The sequence below is a fragment of the Rasiella rasia genome (genome assembly GCF_011044175.1).
In the GTDB taxonomy this organism is placed as follows: Bacteria; Bacteroidota; Bacteroidia; order Flavobacteriales; family Flavobacteriaceae; genus Marinirhabdus; species Marinirhabdus rasia.
The window spans coordinates 1,471,115-1,487,178 of record NZ_CP049057.1; the positions used below are offsets into that span (position 1 = coordinate 1,471,115).

General features: G+C 37.7%; 15 protein-coding genes and 2 riboswitches. Of the genes, 2 read left to right on the forward strand and 13 right to left on the reverse strand.

What is annotated here, in order from left to right:
• Nucleotides 1-12: 12 nt before the first annotated feature.
• The 6 genes from G5B37_RS06655 to G5B37_RS06680 form a co-directional block, all read right to left on the reverse strand.
• Complete coding sequence (locus G5B37_RS06655; RefSeq protein ID WP_164679275.1) at nucleotides 13-954, reverse strand: pyridoxal-phosphate dependent enzyme; 942 nt, start codon at nucleotides 952-954, stop codon at nucleotides 13-15.
• Nucleotides 951-1,967 (reverse strand): homocysteine S-methyltransferase family protein, encoded by a 1,017-nt coding sequence (locus G5B37_RS06660; protein WP_164679276.1) that lies wholly within the window; start codon nucleotides 1,965-1,967, stop codon nucleotides 951-953. Before G5B37_RS06660 ends, G5B37_RS06655 begins: the two co-directional genes overlap by 4 nt.
• 205 nt (nucleotides 1,968-2,172) lie before the next feature.
• A riboswitch (SAM riboswitch) is annotated at nucleotides 2,173-2,282 on the reverse strand.
• A gap of 61 nt (nucleotides 2,283-2,343) precedes the next feature.
• Nucleotides 2,344-2,766, reverse strand: coding sequence for an RrF2 family transcriptional regulator (locus G5B37_RS06665; RefSeq protein WP_164679277.1), 423 nt, complete (start codon nucleotides 2,764-2,766; stop codon nucleotides 2,344-2,346).
• A gap of 3 nt (nucleotides 2,767-2,769) precedes the next feature.
• A complete protein-coding gene (locus tag G5B37_RS06670; protein ID WP_164679278.1) occupies nucleotides 2,770-3,192 on the reverse strand; it encodes an OsmC family protein in 423 nt (140 codons plus the stop codon).
• A gap of 4 nt (nucleotides 3,193-3,196) precedes the next feature.
• On the reverse strand, nucleotides 3,197-4,336 hold the full coding sequence (locus G5B37_RS06675; protein WP_164679279.1) for a homoserine dehydrogenase family protein: 1,140 nt from the start codon (nucleotides 4,334-4,336) through the stop codon (nucleotides 3,197-3,199).
• Nucleotides 4,337-4,346: 10 nt separating this feature from the next.
• A complete protein-coding gene (locus G5B37_RS06680) occupies nucleotides 4,347-5,516 on the reverse strand; it encodes a trans-sulfuration enzyme family protein (protein WP_164679280.1) in 1,170 nt (389 codons plus the stop codon).
• 121 nt (nucleotides 5,517-5,637) lie between these two features.
• Nucleotides 5,638-5,745, reverse strand: a riboswitch (SAM riboswitch).
• A gap of 116 nt (nucleotides 5,746-5,861) precedes the next feature.
• Here G5B37_RS06680 and G5B37_RS06685 point away from each other — a divergent pair.
• Both G5B37_RS06685 and metK read left to right on the forward strand, forming a co-directional pair.
• Entirely contained in the window at nucleotides 5,862-6,389 is a 528-nt protein-coding gene (locus G5B37_RS06685; protein ID WP_164679281.1) for a hypothetical protein, read from the forward strand.
• A gap of 163 nt (nucleotides 6,390-6,552) precedes the next feature.
• The gene (gene metK, locus G5B37_RS06690; RefSeq protein ID WP_164679282.1) at nucleotides 6,553-7,809 is read left to right on the forward strand and encodes a methionine adenosyltransferase; all 1,257 of its coding nucleotides are present in this window, start codon (nucleotides 6,553-6,555) and stop codon (nucleotides 7,807-7,809) included.
• Between the two features lie 78 nt (nucleotides 7,810-7,887).
• Here metK and G5B37_RS06695 read toward each other — a convergent pair whose 3' ends face one another.
• From G5B37_RS06695 to G5B37_RS06725, 7 genes are all read right to left on the reverse strand, one after another.
• Nucleotides 7,888-8,538 (reverse strand): response regulator, encoded by a 651-nt coding sequence (locus G5B37_RS06695; protein WP_164679283.1) that lies wholly within the window; start codon nucleotides 8,536-8,538, stop codon nucleotides 7,888-7,890.
• Between the two features lie 100 nt (nucleotides 8,539-8,638).
• Complete coding sequence (locus G5B37_RS06700; protein ID WP_164679284.1) at nucleotides 8,639-8,782, reverse strand: hypothetical protein; 144 nt, start codon at nucleotides 8,780-8,782, stop codon at nucleotides 8,639-8,641.
• 171 nt (nucleotides 8,783-8,953) lie between these two features.
• Nucleotides 8,954-10,957 carry a tetratricopeptide repeat-containing sensor histidine kinase gene (locus tag G5B37_RS06705; protein WP_164679285.1) on the reverse strand — a complete coding sequence of 668 codons (2,004 nt, stop codon included), beginning with the start codon at nucleotides 10,955-10,957 and terminating at the stop codon, nucleotides 8,954-8,956.
• Complete coding sequence (locus G5B37_RS06710; RefSeq protein ID WP_164679286.1) at nucleotides 10,958-12,346, reverse strand: MORN repeat-containing protein; 1,389 nt, start codon at nucleotides 12,344-12,346, stop codon at nucleotides 10,958-10,960.
• A gap of 63 nt (nucleotides 12,347-12,409) precedes the next feature.
• The gene (locus G5B37_RS06715) at nucleotides 12,410-13,222 is read right to left on the reverse strand and encodes an MORN repeat-containing protein (protein ID WP_164679287.1); all 813 of its coding nucleotides are present in this window, start codon (nucleotides 13,220-13,222) and stop codon (nucleotides 12,410-12,412) included.
• Between the two features lie 121 nt (nucleotides 13,223-13,343).
• Nucleotides 13,344-14,072, reverse strand: coding sequence for a DUF6498-containing protein (locus G5B37_RS06720; protein WP_164679288.1), 729 nt, complete (start codon nucleotides 14,070-14,072; stop codon nucleotides 13,344-13,346).
• Between the two features lie 98 nt (nucleotides 14,073-14,170).
• Nucleotides 14,171-16,033 carry an outer membrane protein assembly factor BamB family protein gene (locus G5B37_RS06725; RefSeq protein ID WP_164679289.1) on the reverse strand — a complete coding sequence of 621 codons (1,863 nt, stop codon included), beginning with the start codon at nucleotides 16,031-16,033 and terminating at the stop codon, nucleotides 14,171-14,173.
• Nucleotides 16,034-16,064 lie beyond the last annotated feature (31 nt).

Consider the following 16,064-nt stretch of genomic DNA (forward strand, 5'->3'; position numbering starts at 1 on the left):
TCATAAGAATTATTAAAATGGCAAGTTGGATACATCTACATTTCCACCTGAAAGAATAATGCCTATTTTTTTATTTCTGAAATGGTCCTTTTCTCGAAGCGCCGCTGCAAATGGCACCGCGCTACTAGGCTCAACAACAATTTTCATGCGCTCCCAAATTAGTTTCATACCATGAATAATTTCATCTTCTTCAACCCGGATAATTTCTGAAACCAATTCCTGGATAATTGGAAAATTGAGATCCCCTAAATTAGTTCTAAGTCCGTCGGCCACTGTTTGAGTAGTTTGGTTGGTTTCTATTTTACCCGATTGCAAAGACCTGTAAGCATCGTCTACAGCAAAAGGTTCACCACCAATTGTTTTACAGTTACCACTTAAATAATGAGTAGCTAATGCTGTTCCGGCAATTAAACCACCACCCCCAACAGGTGTCAACAAAAAATCTAAATCGGCATGCTTTTGAAGCAATTCGGCTCCCGCAGTAGCATTACCCAGAATTACATCGATGTTATTAGAGGGGTGTAAAAATGTAGCACCTGTTTTCAGTTGAATAGCTGCTGCCGTTGCTTCACGTGCTGCTAATGTACTTTCACATTCAGTAATTTGGGCACCATAGCTTTTAACCCCTTCTTTCTTTACTAAAGGGGCATTTTCGGGCATAACAACATATGCTTGTACCTTTAAAATTCTTGCTGCTAGCGCAACTGCTTGTCCGAAATTACCAGATGAGTGGGTTACCACACCTGCTTTTTTCTGCGCGTGAGATAGGTTTTGAATGGCATGCACGGCTCCGCGCATTTTAAAAGCTCCCATTTTCTGGAAATTCTCACATTTAAAATATAGCTGCGCACCAACGATTTCATTTAAAGATGAAGACGTTACTATAGGAGTTTGATGAACAAAGGGGGTAACTGTTGCTATGGCCTCCTCTAAATGTTGTTTTGTTGGTATCATAATACGTTATTCGTTTCTAGCGCTAGGGGTCTAGGTTGATATTTGGCAGCTAAAGTTGCAATTGCTGTAATGTGCTCTGGTGTTGTACCACAGCAACCTCCAATGATATTAACAAGTTGCTTTTCAAGATACGTTTCGATTTGAGCAGCCATTTTTTTCGGACTCTCATCATAGTCACCAAACGCATTTGGTAATCCGGCATTTGGATACGCCGACACTGCGAGGTTGGTACGGTTGGCAATAACTTGGAGGTGAGGCGTGAGTTGTTTGGCGCCCAGCGCACAGTTAAAACCGATACTAAGTAGCGGTATATGAGACACAGAAATTAAAAATGCCTCTGCTGTTTGCCCCGATAAGGTACGTCCTGAAGCATCTGTAATAGTACCACTTATCATAACTGGAACATCAATTTTGCGTTCTTCTTTCACTTCTTCTATCGCAAATAATGCTGCTTTTGCATTTAGGGTGTCGAACACTGTTTCAATCAACAACAAATCTACACCTCCGTCTAACAAGGCTTCTGCTTGTTGTTTGTATGCAATGCGAAGCTCGTTAAATGAGACTGCTCTAAAACCAGGGTCGTTAACATCTGGCGACATACTAGCTGTTTTATTAGTTGGCCCCATGGCCCCTGCAACAAAACGAGGTTTATTTGGCTCTTGAAGAGTGAATTTGTCTGCAACCTTTCTAGCGATTTTAGCGCTTTGTAAGTTAATTTCATACACGAGGTCTTCCATGTTATAATCTGCCATGGCAATAGTTGTACTAGAAAAGGTGTTGGTTTCTACGATATCTGCACCTGCTTTAAAATATTTACTGTGAATGGTTGCAATAGCTTCTGGTTGGGTGAGTGATAACAGGTCGTTATTTCCTTTTACTGAAATCGCTATGTTTTCAAAACGCTTGCCTCTAAAATCTGCTTCTGAAAATCGATACTGTTGTAACATAGTCCCCATGGCACCATCTAGGATAAGGATACGTTTTTGTAATTCTTTATGGATATTCTTCTTCATTTTATGTTTTTATTTTCGCTTAGTATGTATTGCGCGTATACAATCGGGCAGGGATTGAGGCTTTGTTGGAGCTACTCGCAGAGAGCGACTGCCGAAAGCCAGGCGCTTTGTTTTTCACAAAGCGGCCCGCCAAACTACAAACATTGCAACAGCGTGCAACAGTAATTTTAAGTATATCAAGAATAGGTGGGTAAAACCAAATGGGGTGTTATCTATTCCGAAGATACGGATAGAATGTAGCACCTTCCCCAATATAACATTAGGAGGTTGCTAAGGCATCAAAGGGTCTATTCCCTCAACCTTTCTTGATAACTTTCAGTACGAAATGAACGATACTGCAGAAGAGCACTAAGATCTCTTCTACTAGTTTTAAATTTTATTCTTGCTCATCTGCGATGAGACTTGCAAGGGTGGTATTTTCTAGAATATTCAGGTTAGAATCTCTAACTGTCACCATTAATTTATGAACGCTACAGGCTTGCTCGTCGGGGCAATCTTCGCAGCGTTCGTAAAAATTTAGACTCACACAGGGTACTAATGCAATGGGACCTTCTAAAACTCGGTACACGCTAGCAATGGTAATCTCTTGTGGAGATTTTGCTAGAAAATAGCCGCCGCCTTTCCCTTTCTTAGATTCTAAAATACCCGCCTTTCGTAAGATGAGTAATATGCTTTCTAAGAACTTCTGGGATATATTTTCTGCCTCTGAAATGACCAAAATTTGCACAGGATCTTGCGTATTTCGTTTGGCGAGATACGTGAGCGCTTTAAGACCATATTTTGTTTTTCGAGATAACATAAATTAAGCGATTTTAGCACCATTAACAACTACATCATATGTGATGGGTACTTGTGGCTCGATAGTTAAAGATACTGAACAATATTTTTGAAAGCTAAGATCTGCTGCTTTTTTCGCTTTCAGAGGTATAATATTTCCTTCTAGATAAATAGTTACATGCATAGCTTTAAAAGGCTTTGCTTCTTTTACTTTTATACGCTCTCCTTCTACCTCAACTTTATAACTTGTAATTTCTTGCCTTTGTTTTTTGAGTATTGAAATGATATCTATAGCACTGCAGCCACCCACGCTCATGAGTAGAAGTTCCATCGGACTTGCGCCTTGCACTCCTTCATCGGTTTTGTTATCTAGTAGTACCGGGATTTTATTTGCCCCAATTCCCTCGAGCAAATAATTATCATTCTTTCTTTCTAAGGTAACTTTCATATTTTTATAATTGATTACAAATTCGCAATACATCGCCAAAAACACCTCTGGCGGTTACTGCTGCCCCTGCCCCAGCACCCTGAATGACAATTGGGTTTGACCCGTAACTTTCTGTGTAAATTTCGAAAAGCGAATCGCTTCCTTTTAATTGCCCTAACATACTATTTTTAGGCGTTTCTTGCAAGCGAACTTCTAAAACTCCCCCATCTTCTCGCGATAAATCGCCATGAAGATCACCAACGTAACGCAATACAGAATCTTTTTTAAGATTTTTCTTCTTTAGTAAGAAAGGCAAATCGAGTTGTTTAATGTTCTGAAAGAAAGCTTCTTCGGTAACATTTCTCAGTTGTTTTGGGATGAGATTCTGAATCGAAACATCTTTTAACTCTACACGTAGTTCTAACTCGCGTGCCAATATTAAAAGTTTTCTTGCCACGTCCATTCCGCATAGATCTTCTCTTGGATCTGGCTCTGTAAAACCCTTTCGTTTCGCTTTTTTCACCATTTCGCTAAACGTACAACTGCCTTCAGAAAATTCATTAAAAATAAAACTTAAAGACCCAGAAAACACCCCACGAATACGTGTAATGTTTTCACCAGATTGGTGTAGCAGGTTTATGGTATCTATTAGGGGTAGCCCCGCACCAACATTGGTTTCGTACAAATAGTTTTTTTCGTATGTCTTTAGCAGACTTCTCAACTTGAGATACTCTTCCCAGCTATTGGTATTTTTATGTTTGTTAGAAGACACCAGATGAAAGCCATTGGCTACTAGAGCCTCATAGTTTTGAGTAAAAGCGTTATCTGCTGTGTTATCTATTGCAATTAAGTTTTCGAATTTGTTTTGTGTAGCAAAGTCAATGACATCGTGGACCGAATAGGAAACTCCTTTCTTTATTTTCTCTTGTTGCCAATTGGAATCAATTCCATCTTTTTTAAACAAAACTTGGCTTGAATTGGCCAGTGCAAAAACGGTAATTTCTAAATTTTTATTTTCAATAAGTTGTTGCTGGCGGGCAAATAGTTGCTCTAAAAATGCCTCTCCAACTTTTCCATGTCCAAAAATCGCCACATAAACGTGACATCTTTGTAGTTCGGTTATATTAATTCTCTCTTCTGAAATATGTATGGTTTCTGTATGCATCGTTCAATAATTAAAGGGCTTCTGCAACTTGTGTTGTTTCAATTTTTTTGAAGGCATTCTCCAAATCTTGAAGTAGATCGTCGCTATTTTCAATTCCACAAGACAACCTAATTAGCGAGTCTTTTATACCCGCCTTATGTCTACGAGCTCTTGGTACACTGGCATGCGTCATTTGTGGAGGATGACAAAGCAAACTCTTTACGCCCCCTAAACTTTCTGCTAACTTAAAATAGTTGGTAGCTGTTACGAATGTATTTGCTGCTTCTACGGTATCATTTTTTAAACTGAAAGAGACTATGCCTCCAAAGAGTCCATTTTGTTGTTTTTTCGCAATTTTATGGTTTTTATGCGTTGCTAATCCAGGAAAATAGACATCGTTAACAGCTTCACATTTCAGAAGAAATTCGGCTACTTTTTGTGCGTTTTCACATTGTTTTCTATACCGAATATCTAATGTTTCAATACCGCGAATTGTGAGGAATGAATCCCACGGACCTAAAATTCCGCCAGATGCATTCTGGATAAATTTTATTTTTTCTGAAAGTTCCTTTGTTTTGGTTGCTACAAGCCCAGCCACTAAATCGCTATGACCGCCAATATATTTGGTTCCGCTATGAATAACTATGTCTGCACCTAACGAAAAGGGTTGTTGTGCAATAGGGCTTGCAAACGTATTATCTACAACCAATAAGGCACCAACTTGCTGTGCAACTTTTGAAATAGCTTCAATATCTGAAACCTTTAAAGTTGGATTTGTAGGAGATTCTAACCAAATGAGCTTGGTTTTTGTGCTTATTGCATTCGCTACATTTGCTACGTTAGTGGTATCTACGTATCTAATTTGAACACCTAATTTTTCGTATACATGGGTAAACAACCGGTAGGCACCACCATAAATATCGTCTACCGCTATAATTTCGTCACCAGTTGCAAGTAACTTTAGAACCGCATCTATAGCTGCTAAGCCTGTACCAAAGGCAAAGGCACCGTCTCCTCCTTCTAATTTTGCCACCACGTCTTCTAAGACCTTACGTGTTGGGTTGTTGCTCCTGGCGTAATCGAAGCCTTTATTTACGCCAGGTGCGTCTTGAATAAACGTTGATGTTTGGTACACAGGCACCGAAATTGCGCCCGTAAGTGGGTCGCTTGGAATGGAATGAATAATTTTTGTTGCACTCATTTTTCTAGTTTTTGAATTAATAAATTAAGCCAAAAGTCAAAATGCACCGTTAGGCGTACTCTTTTAGAAAAATTGTTAGTAAGAATTGAGTCCCTACAATTCGAAATGAATATGTAGTTTGTCGTTATCTATCCCCAGCTTTGCTGGTGTAGAATGTAGCACCTTTCCCATAGTAGGCAGGTTGCTAAGGTTTCAAAGGGTCTAATCCCTCCACCTTTCTTGATAACAATTCAATAAAGATTTGAACTTTGTGAGTACAAATATTGTGAAAGTACGAGCAAAATTCCTAATAAATTCTCGTATTTTTAAAAATTAGCACGTCAAATTTAATTTAAGTATTTGTATATGAAGGTATTACATCTTGTCATTTTTTCTGTGTTTTTTGTGTGTTCAGCAGTTTCTCAAGAAAAATCTGCTCAGTTTCCAGATGATTTTTTCGGAAAATATGCAGGTATGTTGGCTATTTCTTCAGAAAATAGCAATCAAAAGATTCCTATGGAGTTTCATTTAATGCCAACAGATTCTGTGGGTACTTATACCTATACACTTATCTATGGGGAAGAAACAACAAAGCAAGTGCGCGACTATACTTTGCGTGTCGAAAATGAAGAAAAAGGGACATATGTTGTTGACGAAAACAACGGCATTATACTAGACGATAAAGTAATTGGCAATAGAATGTACGCTCTTTTTGAAGTAAATGGCACCATACTCACCACCTTTATCACCTTTGAATCTGAGCATATGGTTTTTGAAATTGTGGCATCCCCAAAAGAACGTAAACGCCTTAGTTATACTACAGACGAGCGTAAAACGGAAGTGATTTCTTACCCAATTACAACGGTGCAGCGTGCGGTGTTAAAGAAGCTATAAGAAATTTTATTTTTAGTTTTCTTTCTGTACCTTTGTCGCCATTAAGAGGAAAGATTTGACTGATTGCAACCTCGATAAAAAATGCTAAAGGCAGTGTAAACTTCCTTCGACGTTTTCGTCAAATCTTCTTCGGCACATACTATTAAATTATAAAATATAAGTAATGGCATATTTATTTACCTCAGAGAGTGTTTCTGAAGGTCACCCAGACAAAGTAGCAGATCAAATTAGTGATGCACTTATTGACAACTTTTTAGCTTTCGACCCTCAGAGTAAGGTTGCATGCGAAACTCTTGTTACTACAGGACAAGTAGTTCTGGCAGGAGAAGTAAAGAGCTCTGTTTATCTTGATGTACAGAAAATTGCTCGGGACGTAATTAATGCTATTGGCTACACCAAAGGCGAATACCAATTTGACGGTAATTCTTGTGGTGTACTTTCGGCAATACACGAACAGAGCGACGATATTAATCGCGGTGTAGATCGTGCGAGTAAAGATGAGCAAGGTGCTGGTGATCAGGGTATGATGTTTGGCTATGCAACCAAAGAAACTGAAGATTACATGCCTTTAGCGCTCGATTTGTCGCACAGAATCCTTAAAGAACTTGCCGCACTTCGAAGAGAAGGAAACGAAATAAAATATTTACGCCCAGATTCGAAGAGTCAGGTAACTATTGAATACAATGACGACAACACTCCCGTGCGTATAGACGCTATTGTAGTTTCAACGCAACATGACGAATTTGACAGCGATGACGACGCCATGTTAGCAAAAATTAAGCGCGATATTATTGAAATTCTTATACCACGAGTTAAGGCGCAGCTTAAGCCCGAAATTCTAGCATTATTTACAGACGACATTACCTACCATATTAACCCTACAGGAAAATTTGTTATTGGCGGACCTCATGGAGACACTGGTCTTACGGGACGAAAAATTATTGTAGACACTTACGGCGGAAAAGGAGCCCATGGTGGAGGTGCTTTTAGCGGAAAAGACCCAAGTAAAGTAGACCGTTCTGCGGCCTATGCCACAAGACACATAGCGAAGAACCTTGTTGCTGCCGGTCTTTGTGACGAAGTATTAGTACAGGTAAGCTATGCCATTGGTGTGGTAGAACCAATGGGCATATTTGTAGACACCTATGGAACCAGTAAAGTATCTATGACCGATGGAGCCATTGCTAAGAAAGTAACTGAATTATTTGACATGCGCCCTGCTGCCATTGAAGAGCGTTTAAACCTACGCCAGCCAATGTACTCTGAAACAGCTGCATATGGCCATATGGGTAGAAAGAACGAAGTTGTAACTAAAACTTTCGATATACCGAACGCAGAAAGTAAGACGATGGAAGTAGAGCTATTTACTTGGGAAAAACTAGATTATGTAGATAAAGTGAAAGCTGCGTTTGGATTGTAGCAGCATATAACATACCATTACAACAAAAAAGACACCTCACTAAAAGGTGTCTTTCTTGTTGTAACAGCAATATACCAGTTAAATAATATTGTGATTTTTAGCTTTCTGAACTGCTTCAATCTTACTATGAACTTGTAATTTTTTGTAGATATTTTCTATGTGTTTACGTACTGTACTAGGCGACAGAAAAAGATTGTCTGCAATAGCCGTGTAACTTAAGCCTTTACTTAATTGCTCTAGTACCTCAACCTCACGTTTGGAAAGTGATATTTCTTCCTGGTCTCTCGGGTTTTGAATATCAATTGGGTTTCTAAGCAGTTTTAGAGTTTTTAAAGCAATAGAAGGGTTCATTGCAGCGCCACCATTTAAAGTCTCATTAATGCCCTCGTATAAGTCTTTAGGGTTTATCTCTTTCAGTAAATAGCCGTCGGCACCTGCTTTAATTGAGTTAAATATATTTTCGTCGTTATCGAAGGCGGTAAGCATTATTATCTTAAGCTGCGGATACTTTTGCTTTACAATTTGAGTAGTCTCAATACCGTTAAGTACAGGCATTTCAATATCCATTAAAATGACGTCTAGGTGATGGCTTTCTTCTAGTTTTGTTAGTAACTCACTCCCATTAATTGCCGTATGCTTTATGGTAATGTCATCAAAAAAAGAAAGTTTTTCTTTGATGGCATGAATTAAAAAGGTGTTATCATCAACTATAGCTACACGTATACTCATCTTTTGGCTAGTTTATTGACTTAAAGGTAGCTAAATCTGTCCAATTAGAGATAGGGCATATGCCGTATTCTATTAGTTAGGCGTTATAGCTGTTCAGTAGCTAAGGTATTTTAATGTTAGTTTGAGGTTCTAGAGCTGCGTTTAGGTTATGCTCTAAGAAATCGTAACGAAGTAAACGTGTTTTCCGAATCCTTATTTGCGCTTCATTCTCTTTCATCGCATCTTCATAGCTATTCATTGTCATAATATGAAGTTGTTTAGCTCTTTTATTTTGAAAATAAAATATGCAAACACTTACAAAACAAACTACTAGTAAGATTACTATGATAGCTATTTTATCTATTTCTAAACCAGAAATCATAGGGTAAAGATATGTAATGAACTGGATGCAAACGATACGACAATTGCCGTACTTTTAAAACACCACCTTTACCGTTGTTCCTTCATTTAGAGTTGCAGTTATTGTGGCACTACCTCCCAAGTCTCGTGCTCGCTTTCGCATATTTGCGAGTCCGTTTCCAGCCTCAATAGTGGCTTCGTTAAATCCGAGTCCGTTATCCTTAATAGTGAGTTGCATTTTTGGATTGGCTGTAGCTTCGGAAAATTCCTGTGGTGTATCAATTGCTTCTATTTTTACTGAAATTAGACTTGCATTTGCATACTTTAAAGCATTGTTGACCGCTTCCTGAATGATGCGGTATAAATTCATTCCTTGAATAGAGGTAAAGATTACTTCAGAAATACTATCTGCAGCATTAAATTTAAAGGTCACTTGGTCGTGAGACTTTCCTGCATTTTCCATAAAATTGGCTATACGTACTTGAAGGTCTTCTGCCTTTATTGTGTTTTTATTCATTGCCCATATAGTGTCCCGCAGCTCATAGATAGTCTGTGTTGTAAAATTGCTAATATCTCCTAATTTGGTGGTTACTTTTTCGTTAGAACCATCAAGGGCATATTTTAAATTATCTACAGAAGAGGTTACAAAAGTAAGTTGCGAGCCTATGTTATCATGCAAATCTCTGGAGATTCTTAAACGCTGCTCTTGCAGTTTGTTTTGAGTCTCAATACGCGCAAGTGCGGTTTGTAATTCGCTTTCTTTTTTTAGTTGTCTATTTCTTAGTTTTTGCTGCTTATAAAATAGGTATCCTAAGAGACCGAACACCACAGCTAATGATAAACTACCAAAAATGAACGTATTTTTTTGTCTGGCTTCTAAATCTTTTTCGGCAAGATCGGCTCGTTGTTGCAAAATTATATTTTCATTTTTCTGAGTCTCATATCTTGTTTCTAATTCAAAAATGGTTTTTGTTTTTTCAACTTCAAAAAGACTATCATTGGCCTTTCTGTATAGTTCTTGGAAATCGTAGGCATTCTTGTAATTTTTAAGTTGGGCATTAACGCGTGCTAAACCTTGATAAGCTTTTACTTCAAATTCTTTAAATCCATTTTCTTTTGCAATGAGCAATGCTTTGTTAAGTGTTTGCAGTGCTTCTTCAGGTTTATTTCGGAATAGCTGGTTATGTGCCAGACCAATATTTGCATGTGATAATTCGTATGGATTATTGGTTTCTTCAAACTTGCGTATCGCTAGTTCAAAATCTAACTTAGCGTCCTCATGACGCTTTAAACTATCCTTTGCAATAGCTCTATTAAATATTGGGTAGGGAACATACCTTGTGTATCCAAGTCGTTCATAATCGTCTTTTGCTTCTGTGGTATAGGTAATAGCGCTCTCGTAATCCTCTAACTTGAGTTGTAAAGCACCTATATTTCCTTTGGTTATTACAATACCTACCTCGTAGTTATTTTCCTCATAAATAGACAGCGCCCGTTCGTAATACTTCAATGTTTTTTTGAATTCTTTTTGCTTTTTGTAGACAATTCCAATATTGCCAAGTACCATTGGAACTTTATCAAAGGATGTCTGGTGTTGTTCGTAAAGCTTTAGGGCTTTAAAGTAGTATGTTAGAGCAACTGAATAGTTAGCCATCTGATCGTACACAATACCGAGATTGTTGTAGCTATCGGCAATTCCAACAGAATCCTGATTGGTCTCTTTAATTTTGAGACTTTTAAAATGGTAGGCTTTAGCACTGTCTAACTTACCTTGTGACTCAAAAACGCCCGCCATACTATTGTATGATGAAGCCACACCGTTGCTATAATTAAAAGATTCCGAAATTTTAAGCGCTTTTTTTGCATAATACAAAGCGCTATCTGGTTTTGAATTTTTATACTCCCAAGAAATTTCATTTAGCGTGGCAACCAAGACATCCTTTTGCTGTTTTTGAGAAACTTTAAGCAAACTATCTAATGTTGTTTGTGCATTTCCAAGAGCAAAACAGCCAAAAATTAGCACTATGCAAATACATAGTGCTTTCCTATTAAAAATTTTCACATAGGTAGGAATATCCAATTATTCCATGTTTTTAACTAGGGTTTGGTCCTTCCATATACCTACTTGCTTTTCATAATCTTTACTGTGGTAGTATCCTTTCCCGTTGTATTTACCATTTTTCCATTCACCTCCATAATACCCGCCACCTTCATAGAAATATCTTCCAAAGCCATCAAACTGATTTTCACTATTAAAAGTACCGCTATATTTATCTCCATTCGCGAACGTATAGGTACCAAGATTCATTCTTCCATCTTTATAAAAACCTATATAAGTATCTCCATTGCTCCAAACGTACTTACCATATTTATTTTGGCAATCTCCAGCAGTACATCCTGTATCTACCTCGTTAGAATAGTATGTATAGGGAGTTGTTAAATTTCCGTCTACATACAAACCCTGTTCCCATACATCGCCAGTAACAGTATACCCAACTCCATTTAGTTGGCCGTTACTATACCAGCCAGCAATATTATCTTCGTTATCGGCGATGTAGATACCATACCCATTCATTTGGTCGCTACTCCAATTGCCAATATATTTTCCAGTACCAACCCACTTATAGAGACCGTATCCGTCCTTTTTTCCATTTACCCAAAAACCATCATAATACCCACCGCTGTATTGATATTTACCCCAACCATCTTGGCAATTACCGCGAACACATCCTTCTGTAGTTGCCGTGTCTGTAGGTGTTGAAGACCCATATTTTTCTACAGGTTTATACACGTAGGAAGCTGTAGTGTAGTATCCCGGAAGTTTGTAAACGTAGGTTCCATTATCTTTCACAAGTAAATCATTACCACTTTTCTCGGTGGTAAGACTTTCATAATTAAGCGCTTTACCTTCTTTAATAATATGGTATGTATCTTCTTCAGAATTGCGAGTCCAATATGTATTCGTTTCAGAGAAAGGCAATGCATTTGTACTTTTGGCCCCCCAATCTGGAAAATGTCTAATTCCATCTAAATAATAGGTTTTATTGGTGCCCGGATAATAATAAACGTAACTACCGTTAACGTTGGTAAACTTACCACTACTCACATAGGTGTCATTCACATAGTTGGCAAAAGAATTTGGATTGGTAATGTAAAAATCTTTTGCAACGTTGGTTGCTAACACTTTGGCGTTACCCATACTACCAATTGGGGTATCTTCAAAACCTTCTAACAGATAGATTGTTCTATTTGTTTTATCTAAAACACTTAACGTAGAAGTCTTCAGAAATTTTAGATCCATTAAATTTGTAAGCCACTCTCCATTGGCACTTCTCACTTCATAGCCCATTTCACCTGTCTTTTTATAAGGTGTATTTGTTGCACCTCCTTGACTTGGTGTAGGCACTTGCCCGAAGGCCGTAGCTACTAGTATGCAAAATAATACTGTTAATTTTACTGAAATTTTCATGCGTATATTGTTTTAGTTATGTTGAAAATTGTTTTTTAAAGGTATAAGAAATTGGAAAAACACTTAATTAATAAAAGTGTCTTCGTTCCAAGTACCATGTTTTACGGTTCCGTCCTTATAATAATAAATGCCTTTTCCGTGCTTTTTTCCATTACTCCATCCTCCTAAATAGTAATCACCAGAGCTCCATAGATAACTTCCTTGTCCGTGTCTACTACCATTACTAAACTCGCCGTGGTAAACACCACCATCTGGATAGAAATACGAACCAAATTCTACACGCTTTCCATCTTTAAAAAAGCCATTGTACTTATCACCATTTTCCCACGTATACGAACCATATCCTGTATTGCAGTTTCCAATACAACTTCCAGAACGTACATTATTGATATAATCCAAACCTTGGTTTGTCTGTATTTCAGAATTCACATAATAGCCAGCATGTTTTAGTTTGTTATCGCCTGAAAGCATATATCCGTAACCTTCTCGCTTGTTATCTTTCCACATACCGCGATATAAGTTTTTTGTGTCGTTCCACCCATAATTTCCAAAACCTTCTAGTTTTCCTTTATTATAATATCCTAAATAGTATCCGTTTTTATAGGTTTCGTACCCAGGGCCATGAGGAAGGCCATTTTCAAAAAACCCTTCGTAATACCCAGTTCCAAACTCCTGTTTTCCAAAACCATTCACACAATCTCCCGTTACACATACACTTTTAGTTGTAGAAGTTTTAGTAGCAGTGCTTGCCGTAGGTGCTTTCGGGGTAGTTACCTTATTGGTTGTATTTGTACTGCCTGGTGGCTTTGGCTGCTGTACTTGCGCATTTAAAGCGCCAACGAACAAAACAATGAGGCACTGTACTAACGTCTTCATAAAGAATTGATTTTGAGATTAAGAGGTATAAATTTCCAAAAAATGAGTGAATTAACCTATACGACACCTGCCTTATTTTTCAGTATTTAGAAAAATCTATGAATTCTGATAGTTTCATTTTTTATTCTGAAAGTTTCTCTAATTGACGCTTTATTTCTTCTGGCGACTGATCTGGACGTGCTAATTTTTCAGAAAGTAGTTTTAAAAAATTACTATCCTTTTTTATTGAAACAATTAGCAAATCAACACCCAACCTTATTATAATTAGAAGCAACGCAGCAACCACACCTGCATTAAAAAACACAAAGAAAAAACCTGTGAAAATGACTACAAATTGCTGAATGAAAATTCTAACATAAGGACTAAAGAATATATCTCCTGGCGCATATTCTCTATATTTATAGGTGGTCCAAAAATTATTGTAAAAGTAGCCTAAGTTTGTCAACAGAAGCGACCCAAGCATAATTGCCATACCTTCAGAATAAAGGAGCACCTTTATATTATGTAAGATATCAAAGCCCCCTTTTATTCCAGCGATGGTTCCATCAAAAAATGTAAAGACAAAAACCATTTGTATGGCTACAAACATACCATAATGAAATAAAAAGAATACAATCATGCCATACCCTCGCATACTGTTAGAACCGGGTGCATCTGGCTTGCCATGTTTAATTACTAAGAATAACTTAAGGGCATGGATACTACCAATAATAATAGTTTCAAAAAAGTATCCAAAAACTACTGTCTCTGGACTAAGATAACCTAGTAGTAACAGTATTAATAATACAATTGCCTGCCCCCAAAATAAGTAGTTTGTTGACGAGACTCGTAACATTTGTTTTAATAACATATCGATCTAAATTTAAAAAACCCCATAATTAAATGGGGTTTCTTACTGAAAATAGAACTCCTCAACTCTATTCTCTGAAATATAACCTGGCTAGATGGTTATTTTTTAAGGTCGTAAGCAAAAATGGTATTGTTATCTGCTTTATAGTATAAAATACCTCCTCTATCGTCTACTTGATATTCTGGCTTTTTATCTTTTAAAACAATTTCTTTTTCTTTGGCTCCAGTATCTTTATTTACTTTAACAAGTCCAACACCATCATCGAGCTTAGTTAAAATAAACTGGGCGTTGGCTGTTGCAGCAGTTGCTTTAAACCGCTTTAACATTTCGGCTACAGATGCGCCACTGGCAGCAGCAAGGCCTCCTGCTAAATCGGCATCGCGATCTGCTTGGGCGTCGTATTTTGCAATTCTGTTTCTTACTGAAGAATTAGCAGCTACCACACTACCTGTAGCAGAAGCCACTGCTGTAACACCAGCAATGATTGCCCCAAAGGCGCTCTTTCCTGGAGCTCTATAATACTCGTGCCAAGATTCTTTACCATCCCAATCTAACATGGTAAGGTTCTGGTCGCTTGTGAGTAATATTCCTCCATTTCTAACATCAACTAGTGTAGGAGCTTCTTTGCCTTCAAATTTTGTTTTCGCAAAATCACTTACATTTCCGCTTGCAGCATCTACAGCGAATAACTTTTCATCTGCACTAATTAAGTAACGATTGTTTTTAGCGTCAAACCCAGATGAAACAGCGTCTGCTCTTTTGTATTTTAGTGGCTTATCCCAAACCTTCTCTCCAGTGGTCATATTCACAATGTTAGCATCTTCGGAAGTGATATAAATTAAACCTTGATCTGTTTCGGCCATGGTCAAGATATTTTCACCTGTTTTAAGTGGCTTTTTGAAAAGCGTCTTACCATCATATGAAATCTTATTGATACCTCCCTGCTGTATTCCGAAGAGAATACCATCTTCCATAATATAGAAGTGTTGTACATACCCTTTCGTTTTTGGAGCCTTATCCCACATGTCTTCACCATTAGTAGCACTTAGCATGGCAATTTTAGATTCTGAAGCTCCTGCAAACACACTTTTTCCTTCATTGTAGGTATTGCTAACTACTGCGAGCCCTTGTGGTAATATTTCGAAGTTGGTTACAATACCTTTTACTTTGGCTTCATCTTCCCACAGTTCTTGTCCGTTGGTTCCAACCTTGTAAATTTTTGTATTCGATTTGTTATCGTTTGTAATAAACGCGTATATGTCTGTTTCAGATGCATTGGTAACCATCCATTGCACTCGTTTCAGTTTGTTGTCCCAAAGTGTTTCTCCCGTTTTTGCTTTTTTCGCAACCAGCCCTTGCGCCGTAGGTACAATTAAATAATCTTTCAGCAATAAAGGTCTTCCTGTTACACTAAAGTCTTTGGCAATTCCCACACGATTAGGATCTCCTAAATTAAATCGGTAATCTTCACCGCCAGTGTTTAGGTCGTATACTGCAACCTGCATGGCAAATTTTTCTTTTGACGTTCTCTGACCACTTACCACCAGTTTATTTTGCGGCATCATAACGTCACACGACATTACATTTTTCCATCCATTTTCTTCTGTGCTAAACAATTTCTTACCCGACATATAGTCTATCACTGCCTTTTTAGTAGAAATACTTGCAAATCCTGTTTGGCCCACCATTACGTACGGTGCATACGGCACAAAGGTTAGCTCTTCTGGTTTTACACGTCCGTAGTCTGTAAAATTGAAAAGCAATTCATTGCTACCTGGTTTAATACCCACAAGTCCGTCATTGGTTGCTACGACCATGGTACCTCCTTGTGTTAAAGTCATTTCATTAATTTTTGCTCCTGTATCGTAGCGAAAATCTGGAGTTTCTGCTTTTTGAGCAATTGCTATGTTTCCTATAAAGAGAACACATAACATGGTCTTAAGTATTGTTGAAAGTTTCATAATCGTGGTTTTTACTAATTGATATGCCAAA

What these genes read in the sequence shown, in the direction of transcription:
- metK (WP_164679282.1), top strand. Translation starts at nt 6,553, where the DNA reads ATGGCATATTTATTTACCTCAGAGAGTGTTTCTGAAGGTCACCCAGAC.
- G5B37_RS06695 (WP_164679283.1), bottom strand. Translation starts at nt 8,538, where the DNA reads ATGAGTATACGTGTAGCTATAGTTGATGATAACACCTTTTTAATTCAT.
- G5B37_RS06715 (WP_164679287.1), bottom strand. Translation starts at nt 13,222, where the DNA reads ATGAAGACGTTAGTACAGTGCCTCATTGTTTTGTTCGTTGGCGCTTTA.
- G5B37_RS06720 (WP_164679288.1), bottom strand. Translation starts at nt 14,072, where the DNA reads ATGTTATTAAAACAAATGTTACGAGTCTCGTCAACAAACTACTTATTT.
- G5B37_RS06675 (WP_164679279.1), bottom strand. Translation starts at nt 4,336, where the DNA reads ATGCATACAGAAACCATACATATTTCAGAAGAGAGAATTAATATAACC.
- G5B37_RS06700 (WP_164679284.1), bottom strand. Translation starts at nt 8,782, where the DNA reads ATGACAATGAATAGCTATGAAGATGCGATGAAAGAGAATGAAGCGCAA.
- G5B37_RS06725 (WP_164679289.1), bottom strand. Translation starts at nt 16,033, where the DNA reads ATGAAACTTTCAACAATACTTAAGACCATGTTATGTGTTCTCTTTATA.
- G5B37_RS06665 (WP_164679277.1), bottom strand. Translation starts at nt 2,766, where the DNA reads ATGTTATCTCGAAAAACAAAATATGGTCTTAAAGCGCTCACGTATCTC.
- G5B37_RS06655 (WP_164679275.1), bottom strand. Translation starts at nt 954, where the DNA reads ATGATACCAACAAAACAACATTTAGAGGAGGCCATAGCAACAGTTACC.
- G5B37_RS06680 (WP_164679280.1), bottom strand. Translation starts at nt 5,516, where the DNA reads ATGAGTGCAACAAAAATTATTCATTCCATTCCAAGCGACCCACTTACG.
- G5B37_RS06685 (WP_164679281.1), top strand. Translation starts at nt 5,862, where the DNA reads ATGAAGGTATTACATCTTGTCATTTTTTCTGTGTTTTTTGTGTGTTCA.
- G5B37_RS06710 (WP_164679286.1), bottom strand. Translation starts at nt 12,346, where the DNA reads ATGAAAATTTCAGTAAAATTAACAGTATTATTTTGCATACTAGTAGCT.
- G5B37_RS06670 (WP_164679278.1), bottom strand. Translation starts at nt 3,192, where the DNA reads ATGAAAGTTACCTTAGAAAGAAAGAATGATAATTATTTGCTCGAGGGA.
- G5B37_RS06660 (WP_164679276.1), bottom strand. Translation starts at nt 1,967, where the DNA reads ATGAAGAAGAATATCCATAAAGAATTACAAAAACGTATCCTTATCCTA.